14 protein-coding genes are annotated in these 19,979 nt (G+C 66.1%); 5 read left to right on the top strand and 9 right to left on the bottom strand.

Annotation, left to right across the window (positions count from 1 at the left end; genetic code table 11):
• Positions 1 to 47: 47 nt before the first annotated feature.
• Positions 48 to 1,499, bottom strand: a complete 1,452-nt coding sequence (locus ETR14_RS02075) for a hypothetical protein (protein ID WP_206185945.1) — start codon at positions 1,497 to 1,499, stop codon at positions 48 to 50.
• Between the two features lie 261 nt (positions 1,500 to 1,760).
• Here ETR14_RS02075 and ETR14_RS02070 point away from each other — a divergent pair, with 261 nt between their 5' ends.
• A complete protein-coding gene (locus tag ETR14_RS02070) occupies positions 1,761 to 1,967 on the top strand; it encodes a hypothetical protein (RefSeq protein WP_129383134.1) in 207 nt (68 codons plus the stop codon).
• Positions 1,968 to 1,997: 30 nt separating this feature from the next.
• Here ETR14_RS02070 and ETR14_RS02065 read toward each other — a convergent pair whose 3' ends face one another.
• Positions 1,998 to 5,426, bottom strand: coding sequence for an acyl-[ACP]--phospholipid O-acyltransferase (locus ETR14_RS02065; RefSeq protein ID WP_243455723.1), 3,429 nt, complete (start codon positions 5,424 to 5,426; stop codon positions 1,998 to 2,000).
• 97 nt (positions 5,427 to 5,523) lie between these two features.
• On the opposite strand from ETR14_RS02065, the gene ETR14_RS02060 reads away from it, so the two are divergent.
• Positions 5,524 to 6,114 (top strand): TetR/AcrR family transcriptional regulator, encoded by a 591-nt coding sequence (locus tag ETR14_RS02060; RefSeq protein ID WP_129383133.1) that lies wholly within the window; start codon positions 5,524 to 5,526, stop codon positions 6,112 to 6,114.
• Here the strand turns inward: ETR14_RS02060 and ETR14_RS02055 are convergent.
• From ETR14_RS02055 to ETR14_RS02045, 3 genes are all read right to left on the bottom strand, one after another.
• Positions 6,111 to 6,920, bottom strand: coding sequence for a methyltransferase domain-containing protein (locus ETR14_RS02055; RefSeq protein WP_129383132.1), 810 nt, complete (start codon positions 6,918 to 6,920; stop codon positions 6,111 to 6,113). The genes ETR14_RS02060 and ETR14_RS02055 overlap by 4 nt on opposite strands.
• 73 nt (positions 6,921 to 6,993) lie before the next feature.
• The gene (locus ETR14_RS02050) at positions 6,994 to 7,788 is read right to left on the bottom strand and encodes an AraC family transcriptional regulator (RefSeq protein ID WP_206185944.1); all 795 of its coding nucleotides are present in this window, start codon (positions 7,786 to 7,788) and stop codon (positions 6,994 to 6,996) included.
• A 66-nt stretch (positions 7,789 to 7,854) separates the two neighbouring features.
• Positions 7,855 to 8,991 (bottom strand): aldose epimerase family protein, encoded by a 1,137-nt coding sequence (locus ETR14_RS02045; RefSeq protein WP_129383131.1) that lies wholly within the window; start codon positions 8,989 to 8,991, stop codon positions 7,855 to 7,857.
• 288 nt (positions 8,992 to 9,279) lie between these two features.
• On the opposite strand from ETR14_RS02045, the gene ETR14_RS02040 reads away from it, so the two are divergent.
• Positions 9,280 to 11,085, top strand: a complete 1,806-nt coding sequence (locus tag ETR14_RS02040; protein ID WP_129383130.1) for an IlvD/Edd family dehydratase — start codon at positions 9,280 to 9,282, stop codon at positions 11,083 to 11,085.
• A gap of 153 nt (positions 11,086 to 11,238) precedes the next feature.
• Here ETR14_RS02040 and ETR14_RS02035 read toward each other — a convergent pair whose 3' ends face one another.
• Genes ETR14_RS02035 through araD1 form a run of 3 tightly spaced genes read right to left on the bottom strand, consistent with a single transcriptional unit; the run spans position 11,239 to position 15,532 of the window.
• On the bottom strand, positions 11,239 to 13,581 hold the full coding sequence (locus tag ETR14_RS02035) for a glycoside hydrolase family 127 protein (protein WP_243455722.1): 2,343 nt from the start codon (positions 13,579 to 13,581) through the stop codon (positions 11,239 to 11,241).
• A gap of 26 nt (positions 13,582 to 13,607) precedes the next feature.
• Complete coding sequence (locus ETR14_RS02030) at positions 13,608 to 14,540, bottom strand: Gfo/Idh/MocA family protein (protein ID WP_129383128.1); 933 nt, start codon at positions 14,538 to 14,540, stop codon at positions 13,608 to 13,610.
• A 2-nt stretch (positions 14,541 to 14,542) separates the two neighbouring features.
• Positions 14,543 to 15,532 carry an AraD1 family protein gene (araD1, locus tag ETR14_RS02025; RefSeq protein WP_129383127.1) on the bottom strand — a complete coding sequence of 330 codons (990 nt, stop codon included), beginning with the start codon at positions 15,530 to 15,532 and terminating at the stop codon, positions 14,543 to 14,545.
• A 225-nt stretch (positions 15,533 to 15,757) separates the two neighbouring features.
• On the opposite strand from araD1, the gene ETR14_RS02020 reads away from it, so the two are divergent.
• The gene (locus ETR14_RS02020; protein WP_129383126.1) at positions 15,758 to 18,592 is read left to right on the top strand and encodes a TonB-dependent receptor; all 2,835 of its coding nucleotides are present in this window, start codon (positions 15,758 to 15,760) and stop codon (positions 18,590 to 18,592) included.
• A gap of 129 nt (positions 18,593 to 18,721) precedes the next feature.
• A complete protein-coding gene (locus ETR14_RS02015; RefSeq protein ID WP_165356272.1) occupies positions 18,722 to 18,979 on the top strand; it encodes a family 43 glycosylhydrolase in 258 nt (85 codons plus the stop codon).
• Between the two features lie 108 nt (positions 18,980 to 19,087).
• Here the strand turns inward: ETR14_RS02015 and ETR14_RS02010 are convergent, their stop codons facing one another.
• Complete coding sequence (locus tag ETR14_RS02010) at positions 19,088 to 19,855, bottom strand: FadR/GntR family transcriptional regulator (protein WP_129383124.1); 768 nt, start codon at positions 19,853 to 19,855, stop codon at positions 19,088 to 19,090.
• Positions 19,856 to 19,979: the final 124 nt, after the last annotated feature.

The raw sequence follows: 19,979 nt of genomic DNA, 5'->3' as shown, positions 1-19,979 counted from the left end.
GGTCATGCGCCTTAACGTCGGTTAGTGGCGATGGGTCCAAAGCGCGCTCACGAGGATCTTCTCACAGCTACCGCAACGTCGCTTCGCACGGAAATCTCGGGAATATCGAGGCGCTCTCCGCTCGATCGGGCGGAGCCCACCATCAAGCGCACCCCCCGCACGGTATCGTAGAACGTCACCGAATAGAGCCCGTTCGGCATTGCGGGAATGCGAAGGAGGGTCGAGATTGCCGGCGCATCGACCGCGACCATTCCGTCGCTGCCAAGCATGTCGTGCCGCACCAGCCAGATCAGTGCCTGTCTGTCGTCGGCGCATCCGAAGGCCGTGACGCCCGGATGCGATACCTCCAACTCTTCGTTGATGTTGCGTCGACGGAAGTTCCTCCAGTCGATCAGCGGCAGAAAGCCGGCGAGGGCCAGCTGCGCCCGGCGCATGCCGGGGGTGAGAACGTGCGGGTGGCGATTGGGCCAGCGCATGCCGCCGCCGGCACCGCCGCTCGCCAGATGCGCCCACTGAATGTGGCGGAAATACTGATCGTCGAAGGCTTCCGGGAGGTTCTGCTTCTTGTCCTTGAAGCGGTGGATCGGCCCGTGCTCGGAATCGAAGACCGGGCGCAGATCGCGCGCATCCTGGATGGCGCTGCGCATCAGCCGTCCTGCCGCCACCGCGGGAGCGATCGTGTCCCTGGGATCGTCGATGGTTCCGCTCTCGTAGAGGTGGGTATTGGCAAAATCGAGCGCGGGATGACGGAAGATCGGCGCGGCGAGCGACGGATGCTTGATCAGTTCGGGGCCGAAGATCGACACGGTCTGCAGGTGGGCGCGACCGTGCCGCGCGATCTCGCGCGCTTTCAGCCAGGGCCCGACATCGTCGATGAAGGGGGCGAAGGCCGCCGGGTCGTCGCCGCCGTGGGCCGGATGCATCTCGTTCCACAAATCCCAGGCGAACAGGGCCGGGCTCCCGCCCCAGCGATCGGAGGCGAAGGCGAGCCGTGCCTTGATCGCCGCGCGGGTCCCGGAACAGGTGAGCAGGTGCCCCCGGCTTTGGCAGGGGCCGCCATTCGCTCTGTTATACGGGTGATGCCGCCAGCGGATCCAGGTGAAGAAGGTATCGTAGGGCGTCAGCAGCACATGCAGCCCGACCTTCTCCAGCAGGGCAAAAAGATCGTCCCACAGCCGCACCATGTTCGGCGCGAACGTTCCGGCAGGCCGCTCCAGATAGCGGTTCTCGCCCTGGCAATATTCCAGCATCAGCCGCAGGCACGTGATGCCGTTCGCCTTGAGCATTCGGAGATGTCGTTCGACGGCGGGAAGGTCGCGCCTGCGGAACAGGCCGGCAAGCTCGGGCCAGGTGATTGCATCGTTCTGACCGATCGGCGTCCAGCTCTCGCCGGCGTCCGTGAAGAAATAGGGGCTGTCCGGACGGGTCGTGATCCAGGGTAACGGACCGGGCGCAAGCGGGATCTCGGCGCTGCCGGCATTCTCCTCGACCAGCCGCATCAACGGCAAAGCCCCAGTCTGAAGCCGGACCAGGCGCGTTCGGCCGGCCCGCGTGCATGATGAAATCGGGTCATGAGTGTCTCTCGGTGGCGAGCGCGCAAAGCGTCCCGGATCGCAAGAAGGTTCCCCCGGGGCGCATCCCCTCCGGCAAACTTCTGCAATGCGCCTCCACTGGGCCGAAAGAATTGACTTTGAACGATTTTCTTCGTGGAACGACGGCGGGGTGGGCGCGTAATGAGGCTATGCCGACAGCGAGGAACGATGCCCGGCCCAGGAACCCTTGAAGAGCGGGCACAGGCGGCCCGCGATCTGGCCGCCGATGCTGCCGACGAGAGCGAGGCCGAAGACCTTCGCAACCTCTCGCTCGTCTATCAACAGGTGCTCGATCGCGATCGTCTCAGACCCGTCGCGCACCACGCCGATGATCGCAACGCCGACTCGCGACGGGAGCCCGGCGCGACTGACTGACTTTTCTGGACCCTCGGCTACTCCCGGGGTTCAGGCCGCTTCCTCGTCAGGCTCCGAGTCGGGGGCAACTCCGGTTGATCCCGCCAGGGTCCCCATCGTTACGTAATCAAGCTTGCCGGTGCCGAGTACGGGCAGGCTGTCGACGATGCGGACGTCGCGCGGCAGCATCAATTCCGTGACGCCGTTGGCGCGGCCCCATGTCTGGAGCGCCTTGGCGTCGGCGTGCTTGCGGGTGGTGAACAGGACGAGCTGCTCGCCCTTGCGCGGATCGGGGCGGGTGACGACGGCATGGTCGGACTCCGGCCAGAGCGCGGCGGCATAGCCTTCGACCGCGGGCAGCGACACCATCTCGCCGCCGATCTTGGCGAAGCGCTTGGCGCGGCCGCAAATGGTGACGAAGCCCTCCGCATCGATGGTGACGATGTCGCCGCTGTCGTGCCAGCCGTCTTCGGGAGGCTGGAGCTGCCCGGGTGCTTCGGCCTTGAGGTAGCCGGCCATGACGTTGGGGCCGCGGATGAACAGCCGCCCGCCGGCGTCGATGCCCGGAACCTGCTCCAGCCGCGCCTCCACGCCGGGGAGCAGCCGGCCGACGCTGCCGGCGCGGAAGTGCATCGGCGTGTTGACCGCGATCACCGGTCCCGCCTCGGTGGCGCCATAGCCTTCGAGGATGCGCAGGCCGAATTTGGAGGAATAGACGGCGCGGGTTTCGTCGCGCACCCGCTCGGCACCGGCGAAGATGTAGCGGAGTGAGTAGAAGTCGTAGCCGTGCGCCATACGCGCATAGCCGGCGAGGAAGGTGTCGGTGCCGAACAGGATGGTGGCATTGGCATCGTAGGCGAGCGCCGGCACGATCCGGTAGTGAAGCGGGCTCGGGTACAGCAATGTCTTCACGCCGTTGAGCAAGGGCAGCAGGGTGCCGCCGGTCAGCCCGAAGGAGTGGAAGACGGGAAGCGCATTGAGCACGATGTCCGAAGGGTTGAAATCAATCCGGGCGGCGAGCTGGCGGCAGTTGGACAGCAGATTGGCGTGGCTGAGGACGACGCCCTTGGGGACGCCCTCCGATCCGCTGGTGAACAGGATCACGCCGGGCGCGTCGGCCGCGACCCGCACCGGCCGCGGCGCGAATTTCGCGGCGACGAGCGCGCGCAATTTGGCGAAGGCGCCGATACGCGCTCCGAGATCCTCCAGGTAGACGATCGTCTTGCCGTCGGCGGCGAGACCCGCGAGCACGTCGCTGAGCTTCGCCTGTTCGACGAACGCGCGCGCGGTGACGATCGTGCGGATCTCCGCTGCGGTGCAGGCGGATTTCAGATTGTTGAGGCCCGCCGTATAGTTGAGCATCGCCGGTACCCGGCCGAAGGCGTGCAATCCGAAGAAGGTGACGACCACCGCGGAGACGTTGGGCAGCAGCACGCCGACCGCTTCGTGCCGCGCGGTTCCGGCGGCAAGCGCCCGGCCGAGCGCTAGGCTGCCGGTGACGAGCCGGCCGTAGCTGAGCGGCCGGCGCTTGACGTCCTCGACCACCTTGGCGCTGGCGCCGTGAATCTTCCGCGCCTCGAGCAGAGCGTCGTAGAGGCTCTGTTCGCGGTTGGACGTCGAAAAGATCATCTCGCTCATCTCGTCGTACAGGCGGCGGCCGGCAATGGCGCGGCGTTCGCGCGCGCTCATCGCACCCTCGATCGCGAAACGGCGTGGCGGCAGGATGGTCAGCCGGATCTTCGGAAAGTTGCGCAGCCTGACCTTGCCGCGCAGCCGCGAGAAAGGCGAGAATTGGGCACCGTCGATGCGCACCGGCACGATGTCGGCCTCCGCCTTGTCGGCGACCATGCCGGGGCCGTCGAAGACCTTCATCAAGGCGCCGGTGACGGTGATCCGTCCTTCCGGGAAAATGACCAGTGTGCGGCCTTCGCGCACCGCGCGCACCATCGCCTTGGCCGACATCGGATTGGTCGGATCGACCGGGAAAGCGTCGAACAGGCCGAGGAACGGGCGCACCCACCAGGCCTTGGCGATGGTGGTGTGAACGGCGAAGGTCGGCCTGCCGGGCAGGAAGGCGGCGAGCAGCAGGCCGTCGAGGAAGGAGACGTGGTTGACCACGACCACCGCCGGAGCGCCGGGCTTCGGCATGTTCTCGGACCCCGAGACCTCGACCCGGTAGAAGAGCCTGAGCAGAAAGCGAATCAGAGCCTTGATCAGTGTTTCCGGCAGCAGCCAGCAGGAGATCAGGGCGACTACCAGGGTGGCGAAGCCGAGGATGGCGACGATGCCGGGAATGGTGACTCCGGCGGCGAGCAGCCCGGCGAGCGCGGCGACCATCACGACGGTGACGATGGCGTTGATGATATTGTTGGCGGCGATCGTGCGCGAGCGCTCTTCCGCCGGGCTGTGGACCTGGAGGATCGCGTAAAGCGGAACGATGAACATGCCGCCCGCAAAGGCAATACCCGCAAGATCGACGAGGATCCGCCAGCTGCCCTCGGACGCGACGAATTGCGCGATGGTGGCCCCCGCGACGACCGGCTGGTAGGCGCGGGTCGACAGCCAGAGATCGACCATGAAGCCGGCGAGCGCGAGCGCCGAGATCGGCACGTAGCGGGCCGAGACTTCGCCGCCGAGCAGCTTGTTGACGACGACGGAGCCGAGTGCGACCGCGACCGAGAAGACCAGCAGGAAGAGGGTGGCGACCTGCTGATCCGCCTGGAGCACGTTCCCGACCAAGGGTGCGAATTCGGAGAGCAGGACGGCCCCCACGGCGAAGAACCAGCTGATGCCGAGGATCGAAAGCCACACGCCGCGGCCGTGGCGGGCGCCCTTGAGGATCGCCCAGGTGCTGCGGAAGATGTTGAGATCGACCCTGAGGCCAGCGGCCGTCGCCGGTGCGCTCGGCACGGCGAGACTGAACAGGAAGCCGACGATGGCGAGGCCGGTGGCGATCAGCCCCGCTTCCCAGGGCGGCACCACGCCGCCGAGCAATTGACCGCCGAGAATGGCGAGGAAGGTGCCCGCTTCGATGAGGCCGGTGCCGCCCATCACCTCGTTGGGCCCAAGGTGCTGAGGCAGGATCGAATATTTGACCGGTCCGAACAGGGTTGAGTGAACCCCCATCAGGAACAGGCTGCCGAGCAGCAGCGGCACGGCCTGAAACCAGAAGCCGGCGAGGGCGACCGCCATGATGCCGATCTCGGCCGCCTTCACGATCCGGACGAGCTTCGCCTTGTCGGTCGAATCGGCGAGCTGGCCGGCGAGCGCCGAAAACAGGAAATAGGGAAGGATGAACAGTCCGGTGGCGATCGTCGCCAGCATCTCCGCTTTGTCCGGCTCGGCGCGGTAGAGGCCGAAATTCGCGAGGAACAGCAAAGCGAACTTTAAGAGATTGTCGTTAAACGCGCCGAGGAACTGAACGGCGAAAAGCGGGCCGAAGCGGCGCTTGCCAAGCAGAGACAGATCGGGTGCGGCCATGTGTAACTCCCTCGTCATCCCTGGTGTCTCGCACAGAAATTATCACTGTTCAATTAAAATAATGGACGATGTTCATTTTGGCGCCTAGGCGGCTGTCATGGGCAGACGATCCGATCATAGCCGCGCCGAGCTTGCCGAGCTGATCCTCGCCGAGGGGCACCGCCAGATGGCGGAGGTCGGATTCTCGCGCTTCTCCGCCCGCGAGGTCGCCAAGCGGATCGGCTATTCGATTGGCACGTTGTACAACGTGTTCGGCAGTCTCGACCGCCTGCTCGCCGCAATCAACACGCGGACCTTCGGTCTGTGGGCGCGCCATCTCGAGGCACGGCTGGAGAACGAGCAGGGTGATCGCATCGCCGCGCTCGTGGACGGCTATTTCAGCTTTGCCCGCGAGAATGCGAATCTTTGGATGGCGATTTACGATCACCGCCTGCCGCCGGACGTGTCGCTGGCCGCGGATGACCATGAGGCCCGCAGCGTGCTCACCGAGATCGTCACGCGCGAGGTCGCCGCGTCGCTCCCGAAGGCGGCACGCGCCGGCGCCCCGCGGCTGGCGCGTTCGCTTGTGGCGACCGTCCACGGCCATTGTACCTTCGCGCTCAACGGCGCCTTCGACCTGATGGGGGAGGCGGCGCCGCAGGATCTCGCGCTGGCGCGCGTGCGCGAGAGCCTGGCCGCCGCGAGCTAGCCTTTGGCGACCGCCTTGAAGAAGGTGTAGGAGAAGATCCCGTCCGGCTCGGCGGCACGGTGCAATGCGCGCACGCCTGCGGCGTGACGATCGCGATCGATCAGGCCCGCAGTCACCGCGGCCGGGCCGGCGCCGTCGATCATCGCGGCGAAGGTGCGCCGGGTGAAGCCCTCGGCGCGATCAGGCATGCTGCCGTCCACATAGACGAGCAGCGGAATCGTCCGCACGTCGCCGAATCCGGTTTCGCGCAGCAGCGGGTAAAGCCGTCGCCCAATATTGGCGTCGCCGCCGGACGCGCGCTGCAGCGCCACCAGAGCGGCAATCGCGTCCCGCGCGGCCTCGTCTTCGGGATGGAAGAAGGTCGAGCCGTGGTCTCCCTCGATGACCGTGAGCGTGCCGCCCGGCCGAAGCAGCCGCCGCAGGCGCCGAAGGGCTTCCGCCGGGTTCGCGAGATGCTCGAGCACGAAGCAGAGAAAGACGTGATCGAACGAGGCGTCGGCCAAAGGAAGGTCCATGATGTCCGCTTCGAGGAAGCGAACGTTGGTCACGCCGGCGGCGGCGATGCGGGTGCGCGCCGCGGCCAGCGACTGGGGAGAGCGGTCGACCGAGACGATCTCCGCGCCGGGGCTGTTCCTGGCGAGCGAGACGGTCTGGGCGCCGGTGCCGCACCCTGCCTCGAGCACCCGGCAGCCCGGCGGATAGGCGACGTCGGCGTGCAGCAGGGGCTGCAGCGCCGATGCTTGGTCGGCGAGGCGGCTGGCCTCGGTGAGGTCGTAGCCGTGAACATAGGATTGGGTGTCGTTCATGATGGTTCCTTTCGGTCCGGAACCTAGGCCCGTCTCCCGGGCGCGATCTTGAACGATATTGCAGAAGGCTGCTTCAGCGAAGCGCCCGCGCATAGGCGCCCGGGGTCAGCCCGTATCTGCGCACGAAGATGCGCGTCATGTGGCTCTGGTCGGCGAAGCCGGCGGCCACTGCCGCTTCGGCGAGACCGGCGCCGGAGCGGATCAGCCTCCGCGCCAGATCGACGCGGCGCTGGATGAGATAGGCGTGCGGGGTGAGGCCGCTCTCCTGCTTGAACTCGCGCAGCAGCTGAAAGCGGCTCATGCGGGCAACCTCGGCGAGCTCGGAGAGGGAAACGGGGTGACCGGGATCGTCCTCGATCCGCTGACGCGCGCGCCCGATTTCTGGCGAGGCGGAGGGGGCGCCGCCGGGCACGATGCCGCCGCTGACGGCGAGGAGACGAACCAGCCCCTGTTCGCGTGCGAGCGGATCGGCGGCAACGGTTTCGGCAGCGAAGAGCTGGTGGAGCAGGGCGGCGACGCGGCGGTCGCCGATCACTGGGCGGGTCAGCGCGAACCCGCCCGAACAGCTTGGGAAGATGTCCTGGGCAGCGGCCTCGATCAGCTGGGGTGCGAAATAGAGCATCCGCCAGCGCCGCCCGTCGTCGCCGATCGGCACGCCGTCATGCACTTCGCCCGGATTGACGGTGATCGCGTCGCCGGGGCCCGCTTCCACCGGACCGCGCCCGCTGGCCGAATGCTGCGCGCCGCGGTCGATCACGCCGATCCCGAACTGGTCGTGGCTGTGCCGATCGAATTGCCGGGCGGAGTCGGCGAGCACCGCCTCGATGCCCGCCGTCGCGCACGCGATCATCTCGAAACCCGCGGCCACCGCTGCTTGCCTCCCTCCGTCTCCTGCCAGACTAGAGGATCGGCAAGGCGGGGCCAATCGCTCGCTTCATTTGCCGACGGTGGAGAAGCGGAACTGGATGGTGTTTCGGTAGGTCTGGCCGGGGTTGAGGCGCACCGATCCGAAGGCGGGCTGGTTGGGCGTATCGGGGAACATCTGCGGTTCGAGCACGATCGCGTCGCCCTGGCGGTAGAGGCGGCCGGATTTGCCGACGATGGTGCCGTCGAGGAAATTGCCCGAATAGAATTGGATGCCGGGCTGGTTCGAGAAGACGTGCATGACCCGGCCGGATTTCGGCTCCTCGACCCGGGCGAGCAGCCGCGGCTCGCGGGAAAGGTCGCGGGCGACCACCCAATTGTGGTCATAGCCCTTGCCGAACAGGATCTGCTCCTCGCTGGTGCGGACACGCTTGCCGATGCGGGTCGGGCGGCGGAAGTCGAAGATGGTGCCGGCGACGGGGCGGAATTCACCGGTCGGGATCAGGGTGGCGTTGACCGGGGTGAAATGCTCGGCGGGGATGGTGAGGATGTGGTCCATGGCGCCTTGCGGAGAGCCTTCGCCGGCAAGGTTCCAGTAGGCGTGGTTGGAAAGGTTGACGACGGTCGGGCGATCGGTCGTCGCGCGATAGTCGACGCCGAGCACGTTCTGCTCGTCCAGCGTATAGGTGGCGGTGACGATGAGCTGGCCAGGATAGCCCTGGTCGAGATGCGGGCTGACGTAGCGCAGGGTGACGCTTGCGGAGGGGCCGTCCTTGACCTCGGCCACCTTCCAATTGACCTTGTCGAAGCCCTTGCTGCCGCCGTGGAGCGCGTTGGGCCCGTCGTTGAGCGGGGTCTGGTACACCTTGCCGTCGAGCGTGAACTTGCCGCCGGCGATGCGGTTGGCGACCCGGCCGACGGTGGCACCGAAGAACTCGCCCTTGGCAAGATAGCCCGCCATTGTCGGATAGCCCAAAGTGACGTCGGCCAGCTCCTCATGGCGATCGGGCACCAGCAGCGACTGGAGGGCAGCGCCGTAGCTGATGATCCGCGCCTGCATGCCGGATGCATTGGTGAGGGTGATCGCCTCAACCGCCGCCCCGTCCGGCATCTGCCCGAACGGCGCACGCGACACGCTCGCCGCTTCGGCCGGCGCGGCCGTCAACATTGCAGCCGTCAGGATCATCGTCGTCGTCAGCGCCTTCATCAAGTCCCTCCTGTTTGCGGCGTCGCCGCTTTTGTATGAGTATATACACGAGCGGAAGCCATGATCCAGCCTCGACGCCTGAGAAGCCGTAGCGTCGCGGCGGCCACCGGCCTGTTCTGAAATCCCTTGTGATGACCGACAGAATTTGACACTTGTCTGAGTAATGGAAAGGCTATTCGCGTCGGTCATCCTGACCTATCGGACACTTCCGATCCGGTCGAGCGGAGCGCATGACGCGCCGGCTCGTTGCGCCCTCCAGCCACTTCTCTGATGGTGAACGATAAAGACATGGCCAATCACCCGACGCCCGATCCGCACAAGCTCCGCTCCCGCGCGTGGTTCGATGATCCTTCCAACGCGGACATGACCGCGCTCTATCTCGAGCGATACATGAATTTCGGATTGGCTTTGGAGGAACTGCAATCGGGCAAGCCGATCATCGGCATCGCCCAGACCGGCAGCGATCTCAGTCCGTGCAATCGGCACCATCTCGTCCTCGCCGAGCGGATCCGCGCCGGTATCATCGAGGCCGGCGGCATTCCGTTCGAATTTCCGGTGCATCCGATCCAGGAGACGGGCAAGCGGCCGACAGCCGGGCTCGACCGCAACCTTGCCTATCTCGGCCTCGTCGAAGTGCTGTTCGGCTATCCGCTCGACGGCGTCGTGCTCACCACCGGCTGCGACAAGACGACGCCGGCCTGCCTGATGGCGGCGGCGACGGTGAACATCCCAGCGATCTCGCTTTCCGTCGGGCCGATGCTCAACGGCTGGCACAAGGGCGAGCGGACCGGCTCCGGCACGATCGTCTGGAAGGCCCGCGAATTGCTCGCGTCCGGCGACATCGATTATCAGGGGTTCATCAAGCTCGTCGCCTCGTCGGCGCCGTCGACCGGCTTCTGCAACACGATGGGCACCGCCTCGACGATGAACTCGCTCGCCGAAGCGTTGGGCATGTCGCTGCCGGGTTCGGCGGCAATCCCGGCGCCCTATCGCGATCGTCAGGAGGCGGCCTATCGCACCGGTCTACAGATCGTCGAAATGGTGGCGAACGACCGCAAGCCGTCCGACGTGCTCACCCGCGACTCCTTCCTGAACGCGATCCGGGTCAATGCGGCGATCGGCGGCTCGACCAACGCCCCGATCCATCTCGCCGCGCTGGCGCGCCATATCGGCGTGGAGCTCTCGGTCGACGATTGGCAGGCTTATGGTCGCGACATTCCCTTGCTGGTCAATCTGCAGCCGGCCGGCGAATATCTCGGTGAGGATTTCTACCGGGCGGGCGGCGTTCCGGCGGTGGTCGCCGAATTGATCCGCCAGGGGCTCATCGCGGAGCAGGCGATGACGGTGAACGGCCGCACCATCGGCGACAATTGCCGCGGAGTCGAGATCGAGGACGAAAAGGTGATCCGCCCATATGCGCGTCCGCTCAAGGAGGCGGCGGGCTTCTCGGTTCTTCGGGGCAATCTGTTCGACAGCGCGATCATGAAGCTGAGCGTGATCTCGGACGAGTTCCGCGCCCGCTGGCTGAGCAATCCCGACGATCCCGATGCGTTCGAAGGGCCGGTGGTCGTGTTCGACGGCCCGGAAGATTATCATGCCCGGATCGACGACCCTGCGGCCGGGATTACCGAGGATACGATCCTGATCATGCGCGGCGCCGGCCCGATCGGCTATCCGGGCGCTGCCGAAGTGGTCAACATGCGTCCGCCCGCCGATCTGCTCAAGAAGGGCATCCATGCCTTGCCGTGCATGGGCGACGGCCGCCAATCCGGAACGTCCGGTTCTCCGTCGATCCTCAACGCCTCGCCGGAAGCTGCGGCGATGGGGGGCCTTGCCTTGCTGCGCACCGGCGACCAGGTGCGGATCGATCTGCGCAAGGGAGAGGCGAACGTGCTGATCTCCGACGCCGAGCTCGCCTCTCGGCGTGCCGCGCTCGAGGCGCAGGGCGGCTACGCCTATCCCGCCAACCAGACGCCCTGGCAGGAGCTTTCGCGCCAGACGGTCGGCCAGATGTCGACCGGCGCGGTGATCGAGCCGGCCGTCAAATATCAGCGGATCGGCCAGGTCTTCGGCGTGCCCCGGCACAACCACTGAGGCGGGACCAGGGGGGCGGGGGGCCGAGGCTGTACCGCTGGGCGCCTTGCCTGGGCAGGTCCGTACAAACCTGCCCTCGGGCCGGTGCTGGGCGGGGCGCCTGGCGCGGTGGTCGGCAGGTACGGCGAGCGCCGCATTGGCGGGCGCGGGCGTTCAGGCCGCGCGGTCCGGCGGCGCGCCGAGTATCCGCAACTCGTAGACGGGGGCGTCGCTGCCCTTGGTCTCGAAGCGGAGCACCACCCGGTCTTTGCCGCGGGTCAACGCCTCGGGGATGGAATAGTCGACGGAAACGAAGGCCTTGACCGGCTCCGACTTGCGCCGCTCGTTCGCTATCCGGGTGCCATCGACCGCGATGTCGAAATTCTTGTCGACCTCCTCGCCCCAATAGAGTGCACGCAGCGTCATCGGCCCGGGGCGAACCGCCATCGTCACCTCGAGATAATTGCCGACTCCCCACCAGACCTGCCGGCCGCTGCGGCCTTCGAACGAGATCAAATCGCTTTGGTTGGCGCGGAAGGCGTGATCGCGCTCGGGCTGCATCTCGCCCAGATAGACGACGTCGACGGTGCGCGCCTCGAGCGCCCGTTTCTCGGCCTGGACAGCGGCGAACGCGGTCTCCTGCCGGCGCCATTGCTCCGCGCCGAAGCGCGGGAAGTAGACGGCAGTGCGGCGGTCATATTGGCGGTAGAAGGGGCGGAGCGTCACCGGCGCCGGCACCGCGGCCGCGGCGTGGAAGACGTGCGCATCTCCCGCCGGCGTGATCCGCGCGAGAGCGTCGGCGGCGACGAGGGCCGGCGGCATGCGATCGAACGGCGCCTCGGCGGGGCCGAGATCGGCGGCGAGCACGACCGGCCCGTTGACGAAGGCGACGAGGTTGGGATCGTCCGGCATCGCCTCGGTCCGAAGCGTCATGGGCAGGGCCAGCTCGAGCCGGTCGCCGGTCTTCCAGCGGCGCCGGATCAGCGCATAACCGTTGTCGCGATCGGTGATCGCGCGGCCGTTGAGGGTCACGTGCGGCGCGGCGCACCAGCCGGGAAGGCGCAGCGCGATCCCCAGCGCAGCCTCCGGCGCCCGGGTGACACGCAGGCCGACGCGCTCGGAATCGGGGTATGTGGTGTCGAGCTCGACGGCGAGGCCGCGTTCCGCCCAGGTCGCCATCGAGGGAATGAACAGGTTGACGAACAGGGTGTCGGCGTTCGTCCAGTAGATCGAGTCGCCATGTTTGGCGTGACTTTCCATCCCCGAGCCGACGCAGCACCAGAAACTGTCGTCGACGGTCGACCAGGTTCGCCGCCCGCCGGAGGCGAGCGGCATGAAATAGGCGAACATGCCGGTCTTCGGGTGCTGATGCGCCAGGATGTGGTTGAGGTGGGTGCGCTCGTAATAGTCGAACAGGCCGGCGTCCGGCTGCCAGCCGTAGAGATGGCGGGTGAGCTTCAGCATGTTGTAGCTGTTGCAGGCTTCGCAGGTGCGATCGGTGAGAAAAGGCGAGAGAATTCCCGGCTTGCCGAAATGCTCGCGTTCCGAATTGCCGCCGATCACGTAGCTGTGCCGACCCGTCACGGTCTCGTGAAAGAAGCGGGCCGCCGCCGCGTGGCGCGGATTGCCGCCGAGTTCGTGCAGCCGCGCGAGACCGATGAGCTTAGGGATCTGGGTATTGGCGTGGAGTCCCGGGAGGATGTTGCGTCCCTCGGTCAGCGGATCGAGGATCTTGCGGTCGCGGATCCGTTCGGCGAGGACGAGATAGCGGCGGTTGCCGGTGAGCACGAAAGTCTCGGCATAAGCTTCGTTGAGGCCGCCATATTCGGCTGCGAGAAGCTTCTGTACCTGGTCGTCCGAAAGCCCCTCGATGATCGCCGCGAGATAGTCGGCAAGTCCGGTCAGCACCGGCAGCGCCTCCGGCACCTCCGCATACCGGATCGCGTCGATCAGGCCCGCTTGCACCTTGTGCCAGGTGTAGAGCGGTACCCAGCCGCCGTTGATGTCGAAGCCGCTGGTGCGGATGTCGCCTTTGCGGATTTCCTCGAAGACGATCTTGCCGTCGACGATCTTCCCGTCCCGCTCGACGGTGGTGCCGCCGACATAGCCGTCGCCATGCGCCTGCTGGCAGCGGGCAAGTTCGGCCACGATCGTGCGGACACGGTCGCGCACCCCCTCATCGCCGGTCTGGGCATGGAGCAGCGCGCAGGCGGAGAGGTAATGGCCGAGCGAGTGACCGGCGATGCCGCGCGCTTCCCAGCCGCCATAGACGGCGCCCTGCACCGGCAGCCCGGCCCCGTTGTGGAAATTGTGGAGCAGGCGACCGGGTTCGAGCGTCAGCAGGAAGCGGCGGTTCGCCGCGACTGCATCGGCGTAGCGCGACGGCTTCAGTCGCACCGCCGACAAAGGCAGCGGCAGCGCCTTGACCACGTCGGTGTCCCGCGTGGCGGCCAGGGCGGGACCCGCGAGGGCAAAGGCGCTGGCCGAGGCGAGAAAGGTGCGGCGCGAAAGCAGCAACGCAGACGCCCGGCTCCCGGCGCCGATCATTCGAAGAAAGCTTCGACCGGCTCGCGCCTGCCGAGCATGAAGGCGTCGGCAACGAGGCGGAGCGGGGCGAGATCGACGTCGCTGTTTCTGCCACGGACGAGCTCGGCGAAGCGGGCGTAGAGGTTCGGATATTCGACCTCGATCTCGCCGCCGTCGATCACCGTCTCACCGTTGACCTGCAGCGCAGCGCCGCCCTTGGACAGCAGCACCGGGCCTTCTTTGGTGGCGACGTGGATGTCCCAGCTTTGCGGCCCGGTCTCGCGCCAGTCGAAATCGGCGTCGATCGGGGTTCCGGCGGCGTCTGAAAGGCTGAGGCGGGCCGCGATCGGCGCCACGCGATTCTCCGGAAACGACAACAGAGCGTCGGAGAGGAACAAGGCGCGCGGCAGGATCCGGGTGGCGGCGGACAGCGCGTTGATGCCCGGGTCGAACACGCCCATTCCGGCCGGTTCCCAGATCCACTCCTGCCCCGGATGCCAGCGGCGGACGTCCTCGCGCCACACGATCTTCACGCTCTCGATGTTCCGTTCGGCGAGCAGCGCGCGGGCAGGTTCGATCGCCGGCGCCGCACGGGTGTGCCAGCTTGCGAACAGGCTCACCCCGCGCGCCTTCGCCGCCTCGGCGAGATCGTGCACCTCGCTGACGCTGGCGCCGGGTGGCTTTTCGAGCATGACGTGGAGGCCGGCGTCGATCGCCGCGCGGGCGATGGCGTGGCGGCCCTGCGGCGGCGTGCACAAAGATACGGCGTCGAGCGCAATGCCCGAGCCGATCAGGTCTTCGAGCGTCGCAAAGCTCGGCACCGCATCGGCGGTGGCGCTGCGTGACGCGATCGCGACGAGTTCGAAGTCCTCGCTGCGGGCGATCGCCGGGAGATGCTGGTCGCGCGCGATCTTGCCGAGGCCGACGATCGCCACCCTGATCGTAGACACGGTCAAAGTGCGGTCACCGAGACGGGCGCACTGGCCGCAGAGGCGAGCCGGTTGCGCACCTTCAGCTGGAATGGCGCTGCCTCGATCTCGAACACGTCGCCTTCGCGCGTGGTGACTCCCTCGGAGAAAGAGAGGGTGGCGGTGCCGAAAAAGTGGACGTGGATGTCTCCGGGGCGGCGGAACAGCTCGTACTTGAAATGGTGGTGCTCCAGATTGGCGATGCTGTGCGACATGTTCGCTTCGCCGGAAAGGAACGGCTTCTCCCAGAGCGTCTCGCCGTCGCGCAGGATGCGGCTGGTGCCGCGGATATCGTCGGGGAGGGCGCCGATCAGCAATTCGGCGCCGATCGCCGCCGGGCGCAGCTTGGAATGGGCGAGCCAGAGATAATTCCCGCGTTCGGTGACGTGGTCGGAAAATTCGTTGGCGAGCACGAATCCAAGCCGGCGCGGATTGCCGGCACGATCAATCACGTAGATGCCGGCAATCTCCGGCTCTTCGCTGCCGTCCTCGGCGAAGCCGGGCGACCGCAGGTCCGCGCCCGGGCCGACCAGGCAGGAGCCGTCGCCCTTGTAGAACCATTCCGGCTGGACGCCGGTTGCGCCGGCTTCCGGTTTGCCGCCTTCAACGCCCATCTGGAACATGCGCATCGAATCGGTGACGGTGCCGCCCGCCGCCGCCTTGTGCATCTTGTCGCGTCCCTCGGCCGAGCCGAGATGGGTGAGGCCGGTGCCGGTCAGATGGATGTGGGCGGGATCGTCATGGCCGATCGCGGGCAGCAGCCGGCCCTCGACTTCCGCGGCGGCGAGATCGATCGATTCTCCGGTCAGCCGGTCGGCGACCGCTTTCTCCAGCGATTCGCCCTGGTCGATCGCGGCAAGGGCGAGCGCATAGGTGCTGGCGGCGTGAACGCGCCGGGCGCTGCCGTCGTCGGCGAGCGCCGCAACCATGTTGGTGCCGTCGCCCGCGCGCAGCTGAACCAGTCTCAATCCCATCTTCTATCCTCTCTCGACGCGGGCCCGATCCCGCTGAACCATTCGCTTGGTTTACTCAGACATATCCAGTGGCGGCCGCTCGATCAATCGCCAGCGTCGTTGCCTCTCTGCAACGATCTTCTCAATTGTACGAGTTAATACGATTGTCGCTTGCCTCTCGCGATCGAAGCGGATTATGTCTGAGTTAACGGCTCCTGAAGAGAGCTCCATGGAGAGGGGATAGACATGTCGTTCAAGGCACGGCTTTTCTGGTCCGCATCGTTTCTGATCGTCGGCGGGGCCGCAGCGCCCGCCTTGGCGCAGGACCAGTCTCAGGAAGATGTTCCGGTAGCGCCGTCGGGTGCCGTTACGGCTGCCGATGATCCGGGTACGGCCGCAGACGAGGAGATCATCGTCACCGGCGTTCGCGCCAGCATCATCGAGGGCCTGCAGAACAAGCGCGAGGCGACCCAGATCATCGAGTCGGTGGTCGCCGAGGATATCGGCAAGCTGCCCGACAACAATGTGGTGGACGCCTTGCAGCGCGTGCCCGGTATTCAGGTGACCGGCCGCACCGGCGGCGAAGCCAATGCGATCTCGATTCGCGGTCTGCCCGATATCACCACGACGTGGAACGGCCGCGCCATCTTCACGGCGTCCGGGCGGCAATTCGCACTGCAGGACATCCCCGCGAACCTCGTCAGCCGGATCGACGTCTACAAGACGCGGGCGGCGGAGCAGATCGAGACCGGCATCGCCGGCCAGATCGACGTGTTCACCCGCCGTCCGTTTGACTTCAAGGACCTCGCCTTCTCGGTTGCTGCGCGGGGGATCTGGCACGAGCAGGCGGACAAGTTCAATCCGAACGTCAGCGCATTGATCAGCAAGCGCTGGGAGACCGGGATCGGCGACATCGGCGCACTGGTCAACGTCAGCTACGCGCGCACGAAATATCGCGATCAGAGCATCACCGCAGGTGCAATGGTGCCGTTCGCCACCGCCGACAATCCCCCGCCCGGCTTCACGCCGCTGCAGCGTTTCTTCGACTTTTACGAGCCGGGACTCGACCGGGGCCTTCCCTATGCGCAGGGCTCCACGATCAACGTCAACGGCACGCCTTACCCCTATCTGCTCTCCCGCGACGCTCTGTTCGCCAGCGATTTCCGCGGCGACCGTGAGCGGCCGGCAGTCAACGTCGCCCTGCAATGGGCGCCCAACAGCAGCTCCGAATATACGTTCGAATTTTTCTGGGACGGCTTCCGCAACACGACCTTCAACAACCTTCACTTCACCTTTGCGGACTGGTGGGGAAATCTCGGGCCGAACCCCGCCTCCACCTACGAGCTGTTCGAGGGAACCAACATCATCAAGTCCCGCACGGTCGGCGCCCCATTCGGCTTCAACAGCGGCGATTTCACCAAGCAGAGCACGGACAGCTACGTCTATGCGCTCGCCGGCAAATGGGATCTCTCCGACCAGTTCAAGCTCAACGCCGACATCTCCTACCAGACGAGCCGGTTCAAATCGCAATTCCTCGCGATGCGGACGACGCGGGTGCCCGGCTCGGTGTCGGTGGATTTCAATTCTGGCGGCGGGCTGCCCGCCTGGGAGTTCAACGACAATAGCGAGTTGCTCGATCCGGCAAGCTGGACGGTCGGCGAATTCTACGACACCGCCAATCTCAACAAGGGCGATGCCTTCACGATCACCGCCGATGCCGATTATGATTTCAGCGCCGGCCCGTTCAAGCGCTTCAGCTTCGGCCTGCGCTACGACGACCGGGGCGCCAGTGAGGCGGCACGGAACCAGGACGCGCCGGCGCTCAATCAGAGCTTCTCTACCCTGGATCCCGGCCTGTACTGGACCAACAAGGGCTTCTTCGATGGCCGCTCCAACGTTCCGGACAGCTGGCTGGTCGCGAACGGCTATTATCTTATCGGCCACGCCGACGAGGTCCGACAACTCTACCGGAACAGCGTCGATCCCGGCATTCAGCTGAGCGATCAGCTCGCGCTTCGGGAGAATTTCGACGTCAACGAGCGGACCCTGGCGGCCTATGCGCAGCTCGATCTCGAACAGGAAGTGTTCGGACGCCCGCTCAAAGTCCAGGGCGGCGTCCGGTACGTCTACGTCGATACCGACATGGACTTCACCGATGCGCTGACGCTGACATCCAGCTCCGCCTCGAGCTCGCTGAGCGAAGTTCTGCCGAGCGTCACCCTGCGCTACGACATCATGGACAACCTCCGCTTCCGGTTCAATTTCGGCGAGACCCTGCGGCGGCCGAACTTTACCGATCTCAATCCCTATTTTACGCTGACTGGCGATCTCACCAATGTCGGCTACGGCACCGGCGGCGGCGGCAATCCCAATCTCGGACCGACCAAGGCGCGCAATTTCGATCTTGCGCTCGAATGGTATTTTACCCGCGACAGTGCGATTTACGCCACGTTGTTCCGCCGCGAGATCGATGGCCTGGTCGTGCCGCTGCGGCGTCAGATCACCGTCCCCAATTCCGGGCAGAATACCGATCGCTTCGTCGTCACCCAGCCGGTCAATGCGTCGGACGGCGTGCTGAAGGGCCTGGAACTCGGTTTCGTCTTCTTCCCGGAGCTTCCCGGCCTGCTTCAGGGGCTCGGCGCGCAGGGCAGCTTCACCTGGCTCAAGTCGAAGCAGAACATTCCGCAGACCAACACCGCCGGAGAAATCATCGGTCAGGAAGAATCCGATTTCTTCGGAGTCTCCGATTTCTCCTACAACATCACCGGCGCCTACGAGCGCGGCCCGGTTGGGCTTCGCCTGTCCTGGGTATGGCGCAAGAATTTCCTCAACAACAACGAGGCGCGCCTGTTCGCCAACCCGATCGGGATCTGGCGGAGGCCGGAAAAGAGCCTCGATTTCCAGTTCACCTACAGCCTCAACGATCGGCTCGCCGTGACCCTGGACGCCACCAACCTCACCGACGAACTGAGCCAGTCCTATTACCGCTTCGCCGACGCGGGCGGCCCCGAGACGCACAATTTCGGCTCGACTATCCTCAGCCGGACGGTCGCGCTCGGCGTGCGCTACTCCTTCCCGTAAGCGGGACGTGCGGAGAGGCGAAGGGCAGGGGGTGGTTTCGGCCGCTCCTTGCTCTGCCTGGCGGCGCTGCTCGGGACCGGCTGCGCCGGATCCTCGGGTCGCCCGGCGGTCGCCGTGCAAGGCGACATCGTGCCGGTTCACGATCCTGCGATCATCCGGGTCGGCCGCACCTATCATCTCTTCGCAACCGGCCAGCAGTCGCAGAAAACCGGACTGTTGCCGTGGCGAACCTCGGACGATCTGGTCCACTGGCGCTACCGCGGCCCGGCCTTCACGTCGCTGCCCGGTTGGGCTTCGGCCATGGTGTCCGGCACGCGCGGCCTTTGGGCCCCGGACGTCGAGCGTTCGCCGAGAAGATCCACACCCCTGAAACACCGTTCGGGCTGAGCTTGTCGAAGCCCTTCCTTGTTCTTGCTCGGGAAGCGAAGGGGTGGGCTTCGACAGGCTCAGCCCGAACCGTGTGAGCTAAGCTTGGGCGGACCCAATCCAATCGGATCACGCGGCGCGGGAGCGTCGTCCCGCTTTGCCCTTGGGCGCCATGGTGGTGTCGAGCAGCGCCATGTCGACGAGGTCGGCCATCGCCTTGCGGGCGGCCTCCGGATTGGCGGCGGCGATCCCTTCATAGACTCGGCGGTGGTCGGGGATCGGATCGCGCTGCAGCGGCTGCCGGCGCTGTTTGAAGATCGTCGTCCAGGCCACCGCAGCGGCGACGCTGCTGGTGAGGCTTACCAGGAACGGATTGGCTGTCGCTTCGAGCAGAGCGGAGTGGAAGTCCTGGTCGGCAAGCCGTCCCTCTTCGGAGGCGAGCGTGTGCTCCGCCATCCGCTCCAGCGCGTCGCGCATCCGCTCCACCTGATCGTCGCTGCGCCGCCTGGCGGCAAGTTCGGCGGCGGCCGGCTCGACCACCTTGCGCAGCTCGAACAGGCTTTCCAGCAGATCCTCATCGGGCTCGTATTTGAAGATCCAGGAAAGAACGTCGGGATCGAGCAGATGCCACTTGTCGCGCGGGCTGATCCGGGTACCGATCTTCGGCCGCACTTCGACGAGCCCCTTGGCGGCGAGAATGCGGACCGCTTCCCGATAGGCAGTCCGCGACACGTTGAGCCGGTCGCTGGCCTCGATCTCGCCGTCGAGCAGGTCGCCGGGCTTGTACCGGCCGGAGACGATCAGGATGCCGAGATCGCGCGCGACCATGCCATGGAGGCGCAGCGACTTGCGTCGCGCGCGGGCATCCGGCCCTTCCGATCTCCCGCTCACTGCCATGATCCTTTTCTAGCCTCCTCCGCGCGCAACACAATATTGCAGCCCTGCCGATACGCACCGCGTTGACGATGGCGTGTGGTCGATATACTCAGACAATTGGAGCCGCGCTAGAGCGGCCGAGGAG

The organism is Sphingosinicella sp. BN140058, from assembly GCF_004135585.1.
Taxonomy (GTDB): Bacteria; Pseudomonadota; Alphaproteobacteria; order Sphingomonadales; family Sphingomonadaceae; genus Allosphingosinicella.
This window is presented reverse-complemented; position numbering and strand designations above follow the sequence as displayed.